General features: G+C 67.5%; 20 protein-coding genes. 12 read left to right on the top strand and 8 right to left on the bottom strand.

The genetic code is table 11. From position 1 onward, the window contains the following. Window positions 1-188 precede the first annotated feature (188 nt). Window positions 189-1,013, top strand: a complete 825-nt coding sequence (locus ABZ004_RS08525) for a sigma-70 family RNA polymerase sigma factor (RefSeq protein ID WP_355679135.1) — start codon at window positions 189-191, stop codon at window positions 1,011-1,013. 80 nt (window positions 1,014-1,093) lie between these two features. After that, entirely contained in the window at window positions 1,094-1,798 is a 705-nt protein-coding gene (locus tag ABZ004_RS08520; RefSeq protein WP_355679134.1) for an ANTAR domain-containing protein, read from the top strand. An 18-nt stretch (window positions 1,799-1,816) separates the two neighbouring features. On the opposite strand, the gene ABZ004_RS08515 is transcribed toward ABZ004_RS08520, so the two are convergent. Beyond that, the gene (locus tag ABZ004_RS08515) at window positions 1,817-2,275 is read right to left on the bottom strand and encodes a hypothetical protein (RefSeq protein WP_355679133.1); all 459 of its coding nucleotides are present in this window, start codon (window positions 2,273-2,275) and stop codon (window positions 1,817-1,819) included. Further along, window positions 2,275-4,602, bottom strand: a complete 2,328-nt coding sequence (locus tag ABZ004_RS08510) for a nitrate reductase (protein ID WP_355679132.1) — start codon at window positions 4,600-4,602, stop codon at window positions 2,275-2,277. The genes ABZ004_RS08515 and ABZ004_RS08510 overlap by 1 nt, the downstream gene beginning before the upstream one ends. Before the next feature lie 188 nt (window positions 4,603-4,790). On the opposite strand from ABZ004_RS08510, the gene ABZ004_RS08505 reads away from it, so the two are divergent. After that, window positions 4,791-5,081: an ANTAR domain-containing protein gene (locus ABZ004_RS08505; RefSeq protein WP_355679131.1), complete on the top strand. Its 291-nt coding sequence runs from the start codon at window positions 4,791-4,793 to the stop codon at window positions 5,079-5,081. Here the strand turns inward: ABZ004_RS08505 and ABZ004_RS08500 are convergent, their stop codons facing one another. The 3 genes from ABZ004_RS08500 to ABZ004_RS08490 are packed head-to-tail and all read right to left on the bottom strand — an operon-like array spanning window position 5,082 to window position 7,229. Further along, the gene (locus ABZ004_RS08500) at window positions 5,082-5,783 is read right to left on the bottom strand and encodes a GAF and ANTAR domain-containing protein (protein ID WP_355679130.1); all 702 of its coding nucleotides are present in this window, start codon (window positions 5,781-5,783) and stop codon (window positions 5,082-5,084) included. It abuts the gene before it with no gap. Between the two features lie 28 nt (window positions 5,784-5,811). Then, window positions 5,812-6,525, bottom strand: a complete 714-nt coding sequence (locus tag ABZ004_RS08495; protein ID WP_355679129.1) for a GAF and ANTAR domain-containing protein — start codon at window positions 6,523-6,525, stop codon at window positions 5,812-5,814. Then, a complete protein-coding gene (locus tag ABZ004_RS08490) occupies window positions 6,522-7,229 on the bottom strand; it encodes an ANTAR domain-containing protein (protein WP_355679128.1) in 708 nt (235 codons plus the stop codon). Before ABZ004_RS08490 ends, ABZ004_RS08495 begins: the two co-directional genes overlap by 4 nt. 251 nt (window positions 7,230-7,480) lie before the next feature. Here ABZ004_RS08490 and ABZ004_RS08485 point away from each other — a divergent pair, with 251 nt between their 5' ends. Together ABZ004_RS08485 and ABZ004_RS08480 are read left to right on the top strand one after the other, a co-directional pair. Next, window positions 7,481-7,828, top strand: a complete 348-nt coding sequence (locus tag ABZ004_RS08485; RefSeq protein ID WP_355679127.1) for a hypothetical protein — start codon at window positions 7,481-7,483, stop codon at window positions 7,826-7,828. A gap of 158 nt (window positions 7,829-7,986) precedes the next feature. Continuing rightward, the gene (locus ABZ004_RS08480; RefSeq protein WP_355679126.1) at window positions 7,987-9,213 is read left to right on the top strand and encodes an MFS transporter; all 1,227 of its coding nucleotides are present in this window, start codon (window positions 7,987-7,989) and stop codon (window positions 9,211-9,213) included. Here ABZ004_RS08480 and ABZ004_RS08475 read toward each other — a convergent pair. Next, entirely contained in the window at window positions 9,200-10,081 is an 882-nt protein-coding gene (locus tag ABZ004_RS08475; RefSeq protein ID WP_355679125.1) for a manganese catalase family protein, read from the bottom strand. The two genes, ABZ004_RS08480 and ABZ004_RS08475, sit on opposite strands and share 14 nt — an antisense overlap. Window positions 10,082-10,205: 124 nt before the next feature. Between ABZ004_RS08475 and ABZ004_RS08470 the strand changes: the two genes are divergently transcribed. The 7 genes from ABZ004_RS08470 to ABZ004_RS08440 all read left to right on the top strand — a co-directional run bounded on the left by ABZ004_RS08470 (window position 10,206) and on the right by ABZ004_RS08440 (window position 16,995). Next, window positions 10,206-11,570, top strand: a complete 1,365-nt coding sequence (locus ABZ004_RS08470) for an extracellular solute-binding protein (RefSeq protein WP_355679124.1) — start codon at window positions 10,206-10,208, stop codon at window positions 11,568-11,570. A 3-nt stretch (window positions 11,571-11,573) separates the two neighbouring features. Further along, on the top strand, window positions 11,574-12,482 hold the full coding sequence (locus ABZ004_RS08465; RefSeq protein ID WP_355679123.1) for a sugar ABC transporter permease: 909 nt from the start codon (window positions 11,574-11,576) through the stop codon (window positions 12,480-12,482). Continuing rightward, complete coding sequence (locus ABZ004_RS08460; protein ID WP_355679122.1) at window positions 12,479-13,309, top strand: carbohydrate ABC transporter permease; 831 nt, start codon at window positions 12,479-12,481, stop codon at window positions 13,307-13,309. Before ABZ004_RS08465 ends, ABZ004_RS08460 begins: the two co-directional genes overlap by 4 nt. Window positions 13,310-13,419: 110 nt before the next feature. Next, window positions 13,420-14,517, top strand: coding sequence for a YbdK family carboxylate-amine ligase (locus tag ABZ004_RS08455; protein WP_355679121.1), 1,098 nt, complete (start codon window positions 13,420-13,422; stop codon window positions 14,515-14,517). After that, window positions 14,514-15,161, top strand: a complete 648-nt coding sequence (locus tag ABZ004_RS08450; protein WP_355679120.1) for a HemK2/MTQ2 family protein methyltransferase — start codon at window positions 14,514-14,516, stop codon at window positions 15,159-15,161. The genes ABZ004_RS08455 and ABZ004_RS08450 overlap by 4 nt, the downstream gene beginning before the upstream one ends. A 26-nt stretch (window positions 15,162-15,187) precedes the next feature. Then, window positions 15,188-15,418 (top strand): hypothetical protein, encoded by a 231-nt coding sequence (locus ABZ004_RS08445; RefSeq protein ID WP_355679119.1) that lies wholly within the window; start codon window positions 15,188-15,190, stop codon window positions 15,416-15,418. 23 nt (window positions 15,419-15,441) lie between these two features. Next, the gene (locus tag ABZ004_RS08440; RefSeq protein WP_355679118.1) at window positions 15,442-16,995 is read left to right on the top strand and encodes an NAD(P)/FAD-dependent oxidoreductase; all 1,554 of its coding nucleotides are present in this window, start codon (window positions 15,442-15,444) and stop codon (window positions 16,993-16,995) included. Here the strand turns inward: ABZ004_RS08440 and ABZ004_RS08435 are convergent. Further along, window positions 16,992-17,930, bottom strand: a complete 939-nt coding sequence (locus ABZ004_RS08435; RefSeq protein ID WP_355679117.1) for an SDR family NAD(P)-dependent oxidoreductase — start codon at window positions 17,928-17,930, stop codon at window positions 16,992-16,994. The genes ABZ004_RS08440 and ABZ004_RS08435 overlap by 4 nt on opposite strands. After that, the gene (locus ABZ004_RS08430) at window positions 17,927-19,099 is read right to left on the bottom strand and encodes an alcohol dehydrogenase catalytic domain-containing protein (protein ID WP_355679116.1); all 1,173 of its coding nucleotides are present in this window, start codon (window positions 19,097-19,099) and stop codon (window positions 17,927-17,929) included. The genes ABZ004_RS08435 and ABZ004_RS08430 overlap by 4 nt, the downstream gene beginning before the upstream one ends. Between the last annotated feature and the right edge of the window lie 51 nt (window positions 19,100-19,150).

Raw genomic sequence — 19,150 nt, 5'->3', positions numbered from 1 at the left:
CAGTGGGGAGGCCAGGTAGTACCCGGTCGCTGAACTCATACACGTCGAGTAGCGCTGCTTTCTTTTCGGCTACGTCGAGTAGCGCTGCTCACCGGACGATTGGCGCTGCCTGGGCATGGGTACGTGAGCCCAATCCGGCCCGTGGCCCAGCAACCGCCACCCTGCCGGCAGCGGCAAGCAGGTACTCCATGACCGTTGACGTTTCGACATCCCCTGAGCAACAGAAATCCCCGCAGCACAAGGAAGTCCCGAGCAGACAGAGCCGGCGAGATCAGCAGGCGGCCGAGGTAGAAGCAGCTCTCCGTCTCGCGGCCGAGGCGACCGGCGAACGCAGGACCCAGCTCCTGAACCAAGCGATCATCCTGGACGTGCCGATGGCCCGTACTCTGGCTTCGCGGTACTACCGCCGGGGTGTGGACTCCGAGGACGTCGTCCAGATCGCCTACGTAGGACTGGTCAAGGCGGCCAACGGGTACCGGCCGGGCCCCGAGACGGACTTTCGCTCCTACGCGGTCCCGACCATCCGGGGCGAGATCCGGCGGTACTTCCGCGACCGCGCCTGGATGGTCCGGCCACCCCGCGGGATCCAGGAGATCCAGTTCGCTCTCACCACGGCCGAAGGCGAACTGGCCCTCGAACTGCACCGCTGGCCGACCGACGGCGAACTGGCCGAGGCGATCGGCGTGCCGTTGGGCGACATCATCGACGCCAAGCGCGCCAGCGGTTGCTTCCGGCCGTCCTCACTGGACGCCCCGCTTCCGTCGGCGCCGACGTTGTCGGTGGGTAGCACGCTCGCCGACGAATCCGACACCTACCAACTGGTCGACAGCATCGAGGCCCTGCGTCCCGTCGTTGCCGACCTCCCCGACCGGCACCGGCTGATCCTGCACCGGCGGTTCGTCGATCACCGGACCCAGGCCGAGATCGGGATCGAGATCGGGGTCAGCCAGATGCAGGTCTCCCGGCTGCTCCACGAAATCATGATCACCTTGCGCTCGGCACTCGTCGCCTAGACCCACGACGGAACGTCTGCCTACCCTAGAAACAGGTTGAGCGAGCAGCCTGGATCCCACCTCGCCGTGAGGATTGCGTCTTGCAGCAACCTACTCCCGGACCACGCTTCCAGTGGCTCGCCCGGGCCGGATCCGAACTCGAGATCGGTCTGGACTTCACTCCCCAACTTCTGGCCGTCAGTCTGACCGGCCGGCTCACCGACCGGTCGATCGGCACGCTACGGTCGGTCTTGCACGACGCCTGGACGCAGCGGCCCGAGCGGATCCTGATCGACGCGACCGGGTTGGACGGCTGTCACGCGGCGGCCTTGACGGCGTTCGTCGAGGTCATCGAGCAGACCGTCGCAGGATCACCGGTCGGGATCGCGGGGCTGCGGCCAGGACAGCGCCGGCACGTCAGCCGGCTGTCCGGTGACGACGGACGGATCCGGACGTTCGCGACGGTTGCCGAAGCCGTCGATGCCCTGCTGGCCTCGCCAGGAGCGGCCATGCCAGATCCGGTGATCCTGCTGGCCGAAGTACGCCATCTGCACCGGGCGCTGCTGTCTCGTGCGGCCATTGATCAGGCCAAGGGAATCCTGATGGCGGTCTGTGGGCTGGACGCCGAGGCGGCCTTCGCGATGCTCGCGTGGCACGCGCGGTCGAACCGGGTTCCGCTGCGTGAACTCGCGGCCCGTTTCGTTGCCGACGTCCGCAAACGGCCGGCGGGCAGTCTGGATCCCGTGCAGGCCGACGCGTTGCTGGCCGACCTCGCGGCGGGTCTGAGCGCCGACACCGGCAGTTGACCGACGGGCGGGGGTGGCTCAGGAGGCGGCGATCAGGGCTTGGGGTGCGGCCTGTTTGATGCGGGTGCTGAGCCAGCTGAGTTGCTGGCTGGTCTGCGTTTCGCAGGACGACACAACGTTCAGGAGTTGCTCGTCGCGCAGGGCCTGGCCGGCTTGTTTCACGACTGTCCAGGTGATGTCGACGAAGGACGCGAGCGCGTAGAGGTCCTGGAGGTCGCGGAGCAGGCCGACGCCGCCCTGCCGGGTTCCGCCGAACTCGGCAGCCTTCAGCCGCTCCGGTTCGGCGTCATCCTGTTCGCCGTACCGGTCGACGATCGGCTGCAACGCCTGCAGGTGCGCGGTGGCCTGATCTCCGAGCACTTTGCAGAGCTGCTCGACATCGGGCTCGTCTCCGTGCCCGGCGCCGACCTGGTGGAACGCGTCCGCGAGCGACGCCTCCGCATCGCGCAGCAGGCCGAGATAGGTCGGGAGATGCATCAGGCCTCCTTGGTCACGCGGACCGCTGCCAGCTTGAACAGCGGCTGCTTCGAGACCGGATCCCACTCGGTCAGGGTGAACTCGTTCGCCGCCGTCGGCTGCCCGTCCGGCGCCTGACCCGTGCTGTCGAAGTAGCCGAAGTGGAACGGTACGAACACGACACCATCGCGCCCGTTCCCGATCCGCGCCGGTCCGACCATCGAACCACGGGCCGACTCGACCCGGACCTGGTCGCCCTCGGCAACGTTCAGCCTCGCCGCGTCCGCAACCGACAGCTCGACCCAGACCGACGGTGCGGCGGCCCGCAGTTTGCGCGACCGGCCGGTCTTGGTCCGGGTGTGGAACTGGTACACCGATCGGCCGGTGGTGGCGATCAACGGGTACTCCACCGAGGCCCACTCCGGCGGCTCGCTGAACCGGGCGGCCTTCAGGAATGCCCGCCCACCAGGCGCCTTCGCCTTGTACTTGTCCGGCGTCGTCGATCCGCCGGTCATCAGGTCATGCCCGAAGTCCTCGCAGAAGTCCGGGTCGGTGGGGAACACCGAGTCGGTGTACAACCGATCGGTGCCCGCGGGCGACTCCGCCGTACACGGCCAGGGAATCCCGCTGTCACCCCGGAGCAGGTCGTAGCTCAACCCGGAGTAGTCACAAGGCCGCCCGCGACTGCATTCCTTCCACGCCTCGAACGCCTCCTCGGGCGTGCGCCACCCGATCAACGGCCGGCCATCGCGATCGCGAAAGTCCATCCGCCGGGCATAGTCCAGGAAGATGTCCAGGTCGCTCCGAGCTTCGCCGGGTGGCTGGACAGCCTGCTCGGAAAGATGCACGGTACGGCTGGCGTTCGTGAACGTTCCCTGCTTCTCTCCCCACAGAGCGGCCGGCAGAACGACATCGGCGTACTGCGCTGTCTCGGTCAAGAACCCGTCCTGGACGACGAGGAACAGTTCGTCGCGTTCGAGGATCGCGCGGATCCGCGCGAGTTCCGGCATCGACACGGCCGGGTTGGTCGCGGAGATCCAGAGGAAGTCGATCGAGCCCTGTTCGGCGTACCGCCACAACTGCATCGCGTGCGTCGGCGGCGCCCAGTGCGGGATCACCAGCGGGTCGACGTTCCACAGCTTCGCGAGTTCGTCGACGTGCGCCGGATTCGCCCAGTTGCGAAAGCCCGGCAGATCTCCGTCGGCTCCGCACTCCCGGGTGTTCTCCGCGGTCGGCTGCCCGTTCATCTGCAAGATGCCGCAGCCTGGCTTGCCGATCAGGCCACGCAGCAGATGCAGGTTGTTCACCTGGCACGAGGCCGCTGTTGCCTGGTGTGACTGATAGAACCCTTGCAGGACGGTCGAAAGCACCCGCTGCGACGTTCCGAAGATCTCGGCGGCCCGGCGGATGTCGGCCGCCGGGACCTGGCAGATCTCAGCGGCCTGTTCCGGCTTGTACTCCGCCACTGTGGCCGCCAGATCGTCGAAGCCGAGCGTGTGTGCGTCGACGTACGCACGGTCGACGTAGCCGCGTTCGATCACCTCGTGCAGCAGCCCGTTCATCAACGCCTGGTTCGTTCCGGGCAGGGGCGCCAGGTGTACGCCGCCGGTGCGGACCGCCGCCTCGGCGACCGGCGTGGATCGGGGGTCGACGGCAACGATCACCGGCGGGTCGCTGCCTTCGATCCGATCGAGGATCCGTGCCCAGAGCACCGTCTGCGTCGCGGCCATGTTGTGGCCGAAGAGAAAGATCGCGTCACACGATTCGATGTCGTTGTAGCTACCGGGTTGCCCGTCGGACCCGAAGGTTTCCTTGAGTGCCGCGGCCGCGGTGGCCGTACAGAGCCTGGTATTGCCGTCCATGTGCGGCGTCCCCAGGCCGGCCTTACCGATGACGGCCAGTGTGTAGTACTCCTCCAGGAACAACTGGCCACTGGTGTAGAACCCGTGCGCCAACGGCTGCCGCTTCTTCGACTCCGCAACGATCCGGTCCATCGCGGTGTCCCAGTCGGTGGGCACGAGATCCCCGCCCTCGCGGATCAGCGGCCGGGTCAACCGGTCCTGTTCGCTCCATTGCCAGGAGCCGTAGAGACCCTTCGGACCGAGCCGGCCATGGTTGATCCGATCCGTCGCGCGGCCGCGGACACCGACCATCCGCCCGTCCTTGACGGCGATGTCGCAGCCGCAGCCGTTGCTGCACAGGACACAGGCCGACTGCACCCAGCGGTCGACCTGATCAGCCGTGACGCCGTCGGCCAGTTCCTGGTCGACGCGCACCGGCCATGTCTCCCCGCGCGCCTGCGGCGTGCGCGGGCCCCAGATGTCAGCAATCCGGTCAGTCGTGCTCATGCGCTTCAGGTATCCCGCCCCGACCCTGCGCAAACGCGCATAGGACGGCGAAACCCGGGTACCGGTGATTGCCTCCGACAACGGGCTGACGGTCCGGGTCGGGAGTCAACCGGCCGGTGAGGTTGCGAACCCAGCCTTCAGCCTTCGATGGCTGTCGTTCGGCCGGAGTAAAGCAAGGAAGACGCATCATGTCCGAGCAGATCAACGCTGCCTCCCTCTGCAGTCACTACCAGTCGGCAGCCCATCTTGCGGTCATCGAGCAGGCCGTCGGTGTTCTGATGGACTGGTACGAACTCCCGTCCGCCCAAGCAGGCTGCCGGCTGCGCTCCTGGGCCGCCCAGTGCGAAGTCTCGCCCTGTCAAGTGGCTGAAGCCATGGTCAACGGCGTCTGCCTCGGCCGGGCCCACAGTTGCCAGGTCACCGTCGTACGGCAACTGGAACAGCTGCTTCGAGAGTTGCCGGCCACGCTGCAGGCCTGATCAGCGGTGCTGGTCGGCGCCTTCCCCGCCCTTGGTCTGGGCCTCGGCGACGAACTGCTCAGCGATCCGGTTGAGTTTGACGTTGCCGTGCTGGGAAAGCCGGGTGAGGAAGGCGAAGGCCCGCTGATCCGTCAGGCTGTAGCGCTCCATCAGGATGCCGATCGCCTGCCCGATCGTACGCCGGGTGCGCAGCGCAGCCTGCAGGTTGTCGACCTCCTGTGCGTACCCGATCGCCAGTGCCGACTGATGGGCGAACAGGCGGCCGAGCGAGCCCAGGTCCTCGAACGAGCCGACGGTCGTCGAATAGAGGTTCAAGGCTCCCTGGGACCTGGGCGCATCGAACAGCCGGAGTCCCGCCTGGGCACGGATCCCGACTGCCAACGCCGTCGCGGCATACTTCGGGAACCGTTCATCATTGCCCAGGTCGGGCGAAATGACGTGCACGGTGTCTGTGGCAGCGTCGTAGCACGGGCCCTGCTGCAGCTCGTACTGCGCGGCGTCGACACCCCACAGCACGTCGTCGGTCGGTGCGACCGTCTCCAACCGTCCGTCGCTGTGTTTCACCGTGATGCTGGCGTATTCGACCTGCGGGAGAACCTCCACCGCGGCCACCGTGATGCGACTCAGCGTGTGGTCCAGGTCGCCGGGCGTCAACGTCTTCACCAGTTGCTCGGCTGCCTCGGTCAGTTCCTCGTCTTCCATTGATAGCCGGTACCCGCCGGCGGTCGGCTCAAGCAGGCCGCCCGGTCCGATTCCCCGCCTCCTGCACGATTCCGGCCGCCGTCTCGGTCAGGGTGCTTCCTTCGCTGGTGGCTCGCTGGACGAGAAGGTCGTAGGCGGCAGCCATGTCGACACCGGCGAGTTGGGCCAGAACACCTTTCGCCTGTTCCAGCACGGTGCGCCCGGCGAGCGCGGCCTGGATCCGCTCGTCGAGCTGGCCGGGGGTCAGCTCGGCGGACTGGACGATCACGACCGCGGCGATGTCGGCGAAGGCCTGGGTCAGCTGGCGGGCCTCCTCGTCAGCTGTCTCGGGCACGGTGTGAAAAGCGTTCATGGCACCGATCAATCGACCGTGCCACCGCAGCGGCACCGCGTGCACCGCATGGAAACCGGCCGCGACGATCGCCTCGCCCACCCCACCCCAGCGCTCGGTGATCTCGGCATCCGTGGTCGCCGACAACGCGACCCCGTCGCGGGCCGCATCGACACACGGTCCGGTGTCGTGCTGAAGCTGGTACAGCTCGAGTTCCGCCGCCTGGTGCGACGTGGCGCTCAGGAGCTCCAGCTGCTGCTGCCCGTTACGAACCAGCAGCCCGACAGCGTTCGCGGCGCTGAACTTCGCACAATCGGCCAGCAGCCGGTTCAGGGTGCCGGCGACGTCTTCTTGCTGGACCATCGCTGCGGCAGCGTCGACGAACGCTTGTGAAGCGGTAGCGGCAGTCATGAGGTCTCGCTTTCGGCATCGTCAGTGAAATTCAGGCGTCGACTGGTGATCTCTTCGGCCACCGCTGCCAACGTGGTGTCGTGGGAGAACGCATGGGCGCGCAGCAGCGCAAGCGCGTCCTCAGGGCCGATCCGGAGCTGGGCGACGACCATGCCGGTGGCCTGATGGACCTGCGATCGGGTCGACCACGGACCTGAGCGCAGATCGGACTCGACCGGCGGATCCTTGACCAGAGCGGCGCCGATCGCGTTCGCGAGGAACTGCGCCTGCTCCCGGTCGAGCTGTTCGATGCTGTCCTGGTGGATCGTGAGCACGCCGATCACCCCGTCGTTCCACGGCCGCATCGGTACGGCGTACAGGGCTGCTGTGCCGGGGATCTTGCGGGCGGCCTCGGTGAACAAGGGCCAGCGCACGGTCTCGGCACACAGGTCGACGGCCACGATCTCCTCGCTGACGGACGCCGTCGGCCCCGGCCCCTCACCGACGACGTCTTGCAGGTCTTCCAGCCTCGCCGCGATGTCGTCCGTCGTACACAGTGTGACGCGCTCAGGACGGGTGTAGGCCACCGTCAGAGCGGCGCCGCGGCCACCCATGATCGCGAGATAGGCGCGACACAGCCGCGTCTCCAACGGCAGGCCGGGATCGTCCTCGGCGATCAACCTGGCCAGCCGAGCCAGCAAGGTGGTCCGATCCAGCTCACCCATCCGCCGTCATCCCGTCCGTCGAGGGCCCACCGGTCCGGCAAGCCGCCAATCACTCCACAATCGCACGAATCGCCGCTCAATTCTGCCGTACGCTCCGACGACCCGGTTCCCGAGCGATCAGCATCTCGCGCCGCCGGAAAAATCGATGCACGAGTTCACGAATCGAAGCCGTCGCGGTGGGAACTGGGGATCGCCGACACCGTCCGGTATCGGCGCCGGATCCCGGGATCGCAGCGAAAGGACGACGCGAGATGAGTGACGCTGCAGCGCACGGCAGGACCATGAGCACGGATCAGATGGCCGACATCTACAGCAGCGCCGTGGCGTTGGCGCCGTTCCTGGCCGAGCACTACTACGCGACCGGTGAGGATCTGGCCGATGCGGCCGCGGCGGACCGGAGGATCCTCGGCCTGGCCGCGGCCTACGCCCGGCTGCCCGCGATGGTGCAGAAGGCCGGGGAGGCTGCGGCCAGCCCCCAGCTCCCGCCGGAGGCCGTCTCGGCCGGCCGGTCGTTGTGCCACGAGGTCGACGACCTCCTGAACGACACCGCCGCCGCGATCCGCCGGCGCCTGGACATCCTGGCCGGCCACAAGACCTAGTCCCCCCGTGCCGGAAGGGCCGGTAGCGCAACGGAACTTCCGATCCGGGGCACCAGCCACGTTGTGGTCGCTGCGGCGGCCGGGTAATGTACCCCTCCCCTAGCGACGATTCGGCCGCCTCGGGTGGGGTCCGTTTCCCACTCGTCGCGGAGGTTGTTGTGCTCAGGCGTGACTTTCGATGGTTGCTGCTCGGCCAGACCACCAGCCAGTTCGGCGCTCAGATCAGCGGCGTCGCCGTTCCCCTGCTCGCGGTGTCCGCTCTGCATGCCTCGCCATTCCAAGCCGGTTCGGTGACCGCGGCCGGAACACTGGCCTTCGCCGTGATCGGCTTGCCGGCCGGAGCCTGGCTGGATCGCGTACGACGGCGCCCGGTCCTCGTCGCCAGTGATCTGTCGCGGGCAGCGTTGCTGGCATCCGTCCCCCTCCTGGCCTGGCTGGGACTGCTCCGCCTCACCCACCTCATGGTGGTGTCCCTGCTGATTGGTGTCGCCCGGGTCTTCTTCGATGTCGGCTATCAGAGTTATCTGCCGACCGTGGTCGGCGAGCAACGGCTGATCGCCGGCAACTCCGCGCTGGAGACGGTCCGCGCCTCCGGACAGATCGCCGGTCCGGGCCTCGGCGGCTGGCTCGCCGGACGCCTCGGCGCCGCGAACGTTCTGGGGCTCCAGGCGGTGACGCTGACCGTGTCCGCCGTTTGTCTGCTGGCGATCAAGGCGCGCGAACCTCGACCGGCACCGCGCTCCGGCCTGCCCCCACTGCCGGCGCAGATCAAGCAGGGCCTCGCCTTCGTCGCCCGCTCCCCCGTACTGCGAGCGCTCGCGTTGACCAGCGCGGCCGGAAACTTCTCCTTCGCCGTAGCCTCCGCGGTGAACTTCATCTTCCTGGTGCGGACGCTCGGGCTCTCGGCTGCGGCGATCGGCCTGGTGCTGGCCACTGGTTCGGTGACGGCCCTGGTAGGCGCTGCACTGACACCTCGGCTGGCCCGCCGGTTCGGGTCGGCGCGGATCATCTGGTTGTCGCTGGCCGTGACCGGGCCGGCCGCACTCCTCGGACCACTCGCCCGGCCCGGCTGGTCGGTGGGCCTGGTGGTTGCCGGCGCCGCGGCCGGCGAGCTCGGTCAGATCGTCTATGCCATCACTTCTGTCAGCCTGCGTCAGCGGTTGTGCCCGCCAGAGCTGCTCGGCCGCGTCAACGCCACCATGCGCATCCTGATCATGGGCCTCTTCCCCGTCGGCGCCTTGCTGGGTGGGGTGCTCGGCGAGCGGTTCGGGATCCGGCCGACGCTCTGGATCGCCTTGACGCTCGCCGCGCTCTCCCCGCTACCTGTTTACCGGGCGCTACGCCGCTCCCGAACAGCCGAGGACGTCACTCTCATTCCTTCTTGAGCTTGTCCTGGACCTTCCCGGCCGTCTTCTCCATCAGGTTGGGCAGGTCGGTCGTGCCGTAGAACCGTGCGTCCGGCCGGGTCGGCGGCGGCATCGGCGCCGTCGTCGTCGGTCCGTCGTGATAGGTGAACTCGCCCTTGCCGTCCGGGGTCGGGCCCTTCGCCCAGGTGCCTTCACCGGCAGCCTGACCGTCGCTGAAGTTCTGGTACTGGTACGACACCTCGGTGTGTTCCTTGTTCTGCGGGAAATTGCTCGGGACCGGGAGCTGTTCCGCACCCTCTTCGCGAAGTTCCGCGGCGGCGGCCAGCCACATGTTCTGGTGCATGGTGTCGCGGGCGAGCAGGAACGAGAGCAGATCCCGTACGCCGTGGTCATCGGTCATGTGGTAGAGCCGGGCGACCTGCACCCGGCCCTGCATCTCGGCATTGGCATTGGCCTGGAAGTCGGCCAGCAGATTGCCGCTCGCGGTGATGTAGCTGCCCTGCCAGGGATTCCCCATGCTGTCGACCGCCCGGGCACCGGCCCCGGCGACGATCGCCTGCTGGATGTCCGTGCCGCCGATCACCGCGGCGACGGTCGGGTCGTCCTGGACTGCGTCGTCGGTGATGCCGAGCGGCGCCTTCTCCAGCAGTTGCGCGATCATCGTCGCCAGCATCTCGACATGACCGACCTCCTCGGCTCCCACGCCGAAGACCAGATCCCGGTACTTCCCAGGAGTGTGCATGTTCCAGCCCTGGAACATGTATTGCATCGCGACCGTGATCTCGCCGTACTGGCCGCCGAGTACCTCCTGCAACTTGCGGGCGTAGATCGCATCCGCGCGATCCGGGGTCGCTTTGTACTGCAGTTCCTGGCGATGAAAAAACATCGTTCCTCCTCGAGCGAGCGCAACCGAAGCAGCGAGGTGCCCACTCGGAAGCCTTACTAACGTTGCGAGTACTACGCGTGGGTACCGGCATTGCGTTATCGGACAGCGCACGTTGGGAGAACCTATGAACCACAGCAGGTGGGCGGTGGCGGGCCTTGTCGCCGGAGCACTGGTCGTCACGTCTTGCGCCGGGGTCGGCAGCAAGCAGGACGGCGGCGGCACGGGTTCGTCCGGCAGTACTCCCTCGGGGACTCTCAACGTGATGGGCTTCAGTGGTGAGGACGAGGTGGCGCAGGCCCGGATCGCTGCTTTCAAAGCCGCCTACCCCTCGGTGACGGTGAAGAACAACAAGGGCGACTTCGATGCCCAGCAGTTCCTCACCGCCGTCTCCAGTGGCAATGCACCGGACGTCGTCTACATGGCCCGGAACCTGATCGGCACGTACGCCGCCAAGGGCGCGATCCAGCCGCTCGACGACTGCATCAAGGCCAACGGGATCGACACCGGCCAGTACCGCGAGGCCGCATTGAACGAGGTGCGGCTCAAGGACAAGACCTACGGCATCCCGGAGTTCTACACAGTCACGGTGAACTTGATCAACAGCACGGCGCTCGCCTCCGCCGGAGTACCGACCTCCGACATCCAGACCACCGACTGGAACCGGCTCGAGCAGACTGCGAAGAAGCTGTACAAGGCGAAGAACGGACGCCCCGCGCGGATCGGCTACGACTCGCGGCTGCCCGACTTCTTCCCGCTCTGGGCGCTGAACAACGGCGCCGAGCTCATCAAACCCGGCGGCGCACCGAACCTCAACGACCCGAAGGCGGTCGAGGCGCTGACGTATGCGATCAAGCTCGTCGACGACCAGGGCGGCTGGTCCAACTTCAAGACCTTCCGCGACACCTTCGACATCTTCGGCGAGAAGAACCAGTTCACCCAGGACCAGCTCGCCGTGATGCCGATCGAGAACTGGTACCTGAACGTGCTGCTCGACTCCCGCCGCAACGGCCTGAAGCTGCAGTCCACGATGTTCACCGATCGGCAGGGCAAGCCGATCAGTACCCTGGGCGGTTCGGCCTGGGTCGTACCGAAGGGCGCCAAGAACGTCGACGCGGCCTGCAAGTGGGCCAAGACGCTGACCGCGGTGGACACGTGGCAGAAGGCAGCCGAGGCGCGGATGCAGACGGTGGCGAAGGACAACACATTCTTCACCGGTCTGTTCACTGGCAACAAGGTCGCCGATGAACAGATCAAGGCCAAGTACCTGAAGCCCACCGGCGACCCGGGCTTCGACCAGGCGATCAACAACTACTACGCCAGCCTGGACGTGGCGAAGTCACTCAACCCGTCTCCCGCTGGTGCCGAGATCGAAGCGGCGTGGAAGAACGCGGTCGGCAAGGCCCTGAGTCGTACTGCGACGCCGCAGGCCGCACTCGACCAGGCGCAGTCCGAGTCGAAGGCCGCGTTCGACAAGGCGAGCCAGGGCTGATCGATGAAGCGTAGTGATCTGGTCCGTCGCGAGGAGCGGGCCGGCTGGCTCTTCGTGCTTCCGTGGATCGCCGGATTCCTGATCTTCACCGCCGGCCCCATGATCGCCAGCCTGGTCCTGTCGTTCACCGACTACCAGATGATCCGCAGCCCGCACACGGTCGGCCTGGACAACTACCGCGCGCTGCTCGACGACCCGCGGGTGCTGAAGTCGCTGAGCAACACCTTCGTCTACGCCGCGATGTTCGTTCCGCTCGGCACGGTCACGGCGCTCGGGCTCGCCCTGATGCTGCAGCGGGTAGGACGCGCCGGCGGATTCTTCCGGACCGCGTTCTACCTCCCGGAGATGACTCCTGCGGTGGCCGCGGGTGCGATGTTCCTGCTGCTGCTGAACGGTCAGCAGGGTCTGGTGAACAAGGTCCTCGGCTGGGTCGGGATCAACGGCCCCAACTGGACGACCGACCCGCACTGGCTGAAACCTTCGCTCGCGATCGTCAGTCTGTGGACCCTCGGCGGCACGGTCGTGATCTATCTCGCGGCACTGAACGGCGTACCGCGGCAACTGCACGAGGCGGCCGAGCTGGACGGCGCCGGACCGGTGACCCGGCTCTTCCGGATCACCATCCCGATGATCTCGGGCGCGCTCTTCTTCACCGTCATCACCAACACGATCGCGGCGATGCAGATGTTCGACCAGGCCTACACCATGTTCTACGGTCCACAGCAGAAGGCGGCCGCCTCGGAGGAGTCGCTGGTCTACATGGTCTACCTGTTCCAGAACGCCTTCCAGTTCTTCAAGATGGGCTTCGCCTCGGCGATGGCCTGGCTGCTGTTCGTCATCATTCTCGCGATCACCTTCGTCCAGGTCCGGATCGGCAACCGCTACGTCTACTACCACGGGGAGAGATCGTGACGATCCCGTGGCGGCGGTTGCCGTTCCTGATCGCCCTGACCGCCGCGACCTTCTTCTTCGTGTATCCCCTGGTCTGGTTGATCAGTGCCTCGTTCAAGCCGCGGGCGCAGGTATTCGACAACCGGCTGATCCCTGCTGTCTTCCAGCCGGACAACTACGTGCGGGTCTGGCAGACGGCACCGGTACTGCGGTGGCTGCTCAATTCACTCACCGTCGGGTTCATGGCCGCCGCGACGGTCACCTTGTCCAGTGCCCTGGTCGCCTTCGGCTTCGCGTACTTCCGTTTCCGCGGCCGCAACCTGCTGTTCGGGGTGCTGCTCTCGACGATGATGCTGCCGGGCGCGGTGACGATGATCCCGGTCTACCTGATCTGGAACCGGCTCGGCCTGATCGACACCCAGATCCCGCTCTGGGCACAGAACCTGTTCGGGTCGGCGTTCTACATCTTTCTTCTCCGCCAGTTCTTCCTCGGCATACCGCGGGAACTGTTCGAGGCGGCCCGGGTGGACGGCTGCGGCTACCTGTCGCTGTTCCGCCGGATCGCCTTCCCGTTGTGCAAACCCGCGCTGGTGATCGTCTTCGTGTTCGAGTTCAAGGCCAGCTGGTCGGATCTGATGAGGCCGCTGATCTATCTGCAGACCCCGGAGTACTTCACGATGCCACGCGGTCTGAAACAGCTCATCGACGCCTTCGCTTTGTCCGGCCACTATGAGTGGGAGATCGCGATCGCCGCCAGCGTCATCGCTGTGGTACCGATGATCGTGCTGTTCGCGTTCGGCCAGCGTTACATCCTCGACGGCGTCGCCACCACGGCGCAGAAAGGCTGACGGAAACCTGCCGGGATTACCGGACGATCCGACGGGGTACTGCGCAGATAGGTTCAGACCGGAGCCTCCCGACACGGGGCTTGCAGCTCCCGGAACTTCGAGGGGCTTCGATGGCCGACTCCAGATCTTCCTTGCTCGCAGCAAATATCCGGGCAACGATCGCGAGCACCGTCGCGGGAACCGTGGGGTTCGAGGAGGAACTCCTGGTGGTCCACCGCGGGAGCGGGCTCCCGGCGGACGCCGCCGCAGTTGTGGCGGCGATCGGCGATCCGAGAGTCAAGCCGGAATTGCCGGCTTGCCAGCTCGAAGTCGCGACCTCCGTGCACAAGGACGTGGACAGCGCGGTCGCTGAACTTCGTGCCTGCCGGGCTCTCGTCGCGGCGGGCTGTGGCCCGGAAGTGGCCGCGATCGCCGCGCCCGTTCACCCCCTGCTCGACGGACCGGCCGCACTGTCACCGACCCGGCGCGCCACCGAACTCGGCGCCCGCTACCGCGAGGTGATCGGCCGGCAGCTGGTCTCCTCACTCCAGATCCATCTGGCCTTCGGTGACCCCGACTGCACACTGGGCGTCTACCATGCGTTGCGAGACCTGTTGCCTGAGCTGGCAGCCCTGGCCGGAGCCGCCCCCTTCGCCGCCGGACGAGACACCGGTCTGTGCTCGGTGCGTCCCGTGGTCGCCTCCCAGTTGCCTCGCCAGGGGATTCCACCGATCATCACCTCCTGGGACCAGTACGCCGAAGAACTCACCTGGCTGGTCCAAGGCGGTTCCGTCGCCGACGGCTCGGAGTGGTGGTGGGAGCTCCGGCCGCACTTGCACTACGGCACGCTCGAGCTACGGGTTCTCGACGTACAAGCCCGCACCGATCAGACCAGCGCGATCGCCCGGTTCGTGCACGCGCTCGCTGCCTTGCTGGCCGACCTGCACCGCCTCGGTGAACTGCCACCTCCTGCACCGACCTGGCGGATCGCCGAGAACCGCTGGACCGCGCTGCGCGACGGTGTCCGCGGGGAACTCCTCGATCTGCGCACCGGCGAAGCCCTGCCGGCAAGCCGCCGGCTGGAACGCCTCATCGACGATGCCGAGGCCTATGCACCCGGTGGCCTCGACGACGTCCGTGCCCTGGTCCGCAACCCACCGGTGGAGCACCTTCGGGCGCTCGGCCCCGACCGTCTGATTCCCTGGCTGACAGAGGTGTTCACCGCATGAAGCTGCTGACCCTTCCGGGCGTGTTCGCCCCCATCTCCGACTCCTGGATGCTGGCCGACGCCATCCGCCAGGAACCCATCGGTCCGGGTTCACGGGTCCTCGACGTCTGTACCGGTAGCGGCGTCCTGGCCCTGACAGCGGCCGATTGCGGCGCAACCACGACCGCGATCGACGTCTCCCGGCGAGCCCTGCTGACCGTCCGGCTCAACGCCGCCCGCGCCGGTCTCGCGGTCCGGACCCGTCGCGGGCAGACGTTCGCCCCCGTGGCGGGCGAGCGGTTCGATCTGATCGTGAGCAATCCGCCGTACGTGCCGTCGCCGCGGCCCGACGTACCGCGCCATGGCCCTAGCCGGGCTTGGGAAGCCGGCCACGACGGGCGGCTCGTGCTGGATGCCCTGTGCGACCAGGCTCCCCATCACCTGCGCCCGGGCGGAGCGTTGCTCATCGTGCACTCGTCGCTCATCGGCACCGAGGCCAGTCTCGACCGGCTACGCCGGGCCGGCCTGGTCGACATCGAGGTCCGGCGCCGCGAGCGAGGACCACTCGGTCCACTGATGCGCGCGCAGCAAGCCACCGGGAGAATCCCCGCCAACATCACCGAAGAAGACGTAGTACTCATCAGAGCCTGCGCTCCGCGGCTCTGAGGTTTAGGGCTGGGCACTAAGCGATCATGAGCTTCGACCGACCAGGGCTGGAAGACGACAAGACCGCCACCGATACCGAGGTGAACGAGGCGCTGGAGAACGACGCCGTCGACGAGAGCGGCCTGCACCTCGACGAGATCGAGCACGACGACGGTCAGCGTTCCCCCGGGCCCGAGAAGAACGAAGAACGCCGGCCGCCACGGTCTCAGGACGTCACCGACGGCACGGAGAGCGATCCGGTCGAACCGCCCGACTGACGTGCGGCCGGAAGGTAGACCTTGTGAGTGATGCAGTCGTGGTCGGCGCCGGTCCGAACGGACTGGTCGCGGCCAACCTCCTCCTCGACGCCGGCTGGGACGTGCTGCTGCTGGAGGCGAACGACGAGATCGGCGGCGCCGTCCGCAGCTCGACCGACGTGCACCCGGCGTTCGTACACGACACGTTCAGCTCGTTCTACCCACTGGCGGCCGTGTCGCCGGTGATCCGGGCCATGAACCTCGGCGAGCACGGTCTGGCGTGGTCCAACGCGCCCGCACCGGTTGGAAACCCTTTGCGGGCAGGTGGTTGGGCGCTGGTCCATCCCGACCCGGCCGACACGGCGGCGGCTCTCGACAAGCTCGTCCCGGGTGACGGCCAGGCGTGGCTGGACCTGTACGCCGACTGGCAACGCGTCGGCTCTGCGGTCACCGATGCCCTGCTCAGCCCGTTCCCTCCGGTGCGAGCAGGTCTGGATCTCCTCCGGCGCCTGTTAGGCCCGCGAGCGCTGAAGCGGCTGCAGCTTCTGGCCGGCCCGGTACGAACCGTCGGCGACAACAGGTTCTCGGGCGAGGCAGCAAAGTTGCTCCTAGCAACTAACTCACAGCATGCGGACATTGCTGCGACAGCGCCTGGGTCAGGATTCATGGGCTGGCTGCTGGTGATGATCGCCCAGCAGCACGGCTACCCGGTTCCACGCGGTGGCGCCGGACGGCTCTCGCAGGCTTTGGCCGACCGCTTCACTTCCCGCGGCGGCTCGATCGTCTGCCGGGCCAGGGTCGACGAGATCGTCATCCGGGACGGTCGAGCGATCGGCGTACGGACTGCCGACGGCACGGAGTACGCCGCCGGCCGGGCTGTCGTCGCGGATGTCTCGGCGCCGGCTCTCTACTGCCACCTGATTCCTCGCGCAGACCTGCCTGCGCGGGTACTGCAACGGCTGCGGTTCTTCAAATGGGACCCGGGCACGGTCAAGGTGGACTGGGCACTCAGCTCACCGATCCCGTGGCGTGACTCCCCCGACCTGGCTCCAGGAACCGTCCACATCGCCGACTCGGTCGATGACCTGCGCCGCTGCTCGGACCAGCTGGCCGCAGGCTGGATCCCCGACCGGCCGTTCCTGCTGATGGGCCAGATGACCGCTGCCGATCCGACCCGCTCCCCCGCCGGCACCGAGTCGGCGTGGGCGTATACCCACGTGCCGCACCAGATCCGCGGCGATGTCAGCGGCAAGCTCAGTGGAACGTGGGACGCCACCGAGGCGGAAGCGATGGCCGACCGAATCGAAGCCCGGGTCGAGGCCTACGCCCCAGGCTTCACCGACACCATCACGGCCCGGCGAATCCTCACCCCGCCGGAGATCGAGCGCCGCGACGCGAACCTGGTCGGCGGTGCCGTGAACGGCGGGACCTCCGGTCTGCGGCAAGAGCTGTTCCTCCGCCCGATCCCAGGCCTCGGCCGAGCTGAAACGGCGATCAAGTCCCTGTATCTCGCGTCGGCCTCGGCCCATCCCGGCGGCGGAGTACACGGCGCCTGCGGCTCCAACGCGGCCCGCGCCGCCCTCTTCCACGCCCGCTAGCGACGTAGCAACTTTCTGCCCGCGCCGACCGCAGCTGCGGCGAGCGTCCTGCCGGTGATCTGCCGAGGGCGGCCCCGGTTCCCGTACGCGCCGTTTCCTTCCGGATGCGGCGTCAGCACGTTGCCGGAGTGCGGTCCGATCGCCTCGTGGGACAAGGCGGCCGTCTCCATCAGCGGCGTCACCAGGAGATCGAAGACCATCGGCAGCCACTGAAACCCGAACAGGGTCAGCCTATTCGCCACCCCGACGGATGCGGACCGCCTCGGCCGATCGGCCAACTGGGCGATGCGCCGGGCGACCTTTTCCGGTGGAGCGACCGGTGGTGGCGGGCGACCGACCCGGCCCGCGTAGTTCGCGGCCTGGGAATAGGCCGGCGTGTTCACCGAGCCCGGCCAGACGAGCGCGACTTCGACTCCCGGATCGCGCCTGGTCTCGATCTGCCACGACCGGGTGAGACCGTGGACGGCCCATTTGCTCGCGACATAGCCGCTCAGATACGGCGTGGCGATCCTGCCGAGCAACGAGCCGACCACGATCAGCGTGCCGCCGCCCTGACCACGGAACTGACGCAGACTCGATCGCCCGACGTTCGCCGTCCCTTGCAAGTTGACGGCGATCACCCGGTCGAAGACGTCGACCGGGACATCCTCGAAGCGTCCGTAGGCAAGGACCGCCGCCGCGTGGACGACGACGTCGACGCGTCCGAATCGCCATTCGGCAGCCGCGAGCAGGTCATCCACCTCCGCTGCGTGCGCCACGTCGGTCGGCACGACGAGCACCTCGGCGCCGTCGGCCGTGCAGAGCTCCCCGGCTGCGGAAAGGCTGACCGCCGAGCGCGCCGCAAGGACCAACCGTGCCCCCTGCCTCGCGAAAGCCCGTGCCGCGGCGAGCCCGATCCCGCTCGAGGCGCCCGTGACGACCACCACCTGGCTCACGGCGTGAGCAGCACCTTCACCGCGCCGTCCTGCTTCTTCTGGAACATCTCGTACGCCGTGGGCCCATCGGACAAGGGAAGCCGGTGAGTCGCGAAGCCGTCGACGCCGAGTGGGTCGTCGTCGGTCAGCAGCGGCAGGATGTCGTCGACCCAGTGGCGCACGTTGCCCTGGCCCATCCGGAGCTGGATCTGCTTGTCGAACATGGTCAGCATCGGCAGCGGATCGGCCGTCCCGCCGTACACGCCACTCAACGAGATCGTGCCGCCACGGCGTACCAGGTCGATCGCCAGATAGAACGCCGCCAGCCGGTCCACGCCCGCCGTCTCCATCATCTTCTCCGCGACCGGCGCCGGCATCAGCCCGACGAGCCGCTGCGCGAGTTGTGTCTTCGGTGATCCGTGCGCTTCCATGCCGACGGCATCGATCACGGAGTCCGGCCCACGGCCGTCGGTCAGATCACGCGCCTGGCGGGCCACGTGTTCGGAGTACTCGAGGGTCTCGACCCCGCGCGCCTGGGCCCGGCCGAGCCGCTCGGGCACCAGATCGATCCCGATCACCCGATAGCCACGATGCAATCCGATCCTGGCGGCCATGTCACCGATCGGCCCGAGCCCGATCACGGCCAACGTGCCGCCGTCGGGCACACCGGCGTACTCGACGGCCTGCCACGCCGTCGGCAGAACGTCCGACAAGAACACGAACCGGTCATCAGCAGGCCCAGCCGGTACGACGATCGGCCCGTACTGCGCCTGCGGGACGCGCAGGTACTCCGCCTGCCCACCCGGCACCTGGCCATAGAGCTTGGTGTAGCCGAACAGCGCGGCACCCATCCCCTCTTCGCGGACCTGGGTCGTCTCGCACTGCGTCTGCAGGCCGCGCTCGCACATGAAGCAGTGCCCGCACGCGATCCCGAACGGGATCACCACCCGGTCGCCGGCCTTGAGGTTCGGCACGTCCGATCCGGTCTCCACCACGACGCCCATCGGCTCGTGCCCGAGCACGTCGCCGGGACTCAGGAACGGCGCCATCACCTCGTACAGGTGGAGGTCCGAGCCGCAGATCCCGGTCGAGGTGACCTGGATGATCGCGTCGGTCGGCTCCTGGATCACCGGGTCCGGCACTTCGGAGTACTCGATCTTCCGTTTGCCCTGCCACGTCAATGCCTTCATACCTGTCGCGGTACCCGCAACGGCGGCCCCGAACCCGAAATGATTCGTCCT

Origin of the sequence: Kribbella sp. NPDC006257 (assembly GCF_040613535.1) — a bacterium.
In the GTDB taxonomy this organism is placed as follows: Bacteria; Actinomycetota; Actinomycetes; order Propionibacteriales; family Kribbellaceae; genus Kribbella.
The sequence above is the reverse complement of the archived record's forward strand: the minus strand, read 5'-3'. Positions and strand labels throughout refer to the sequence as shown.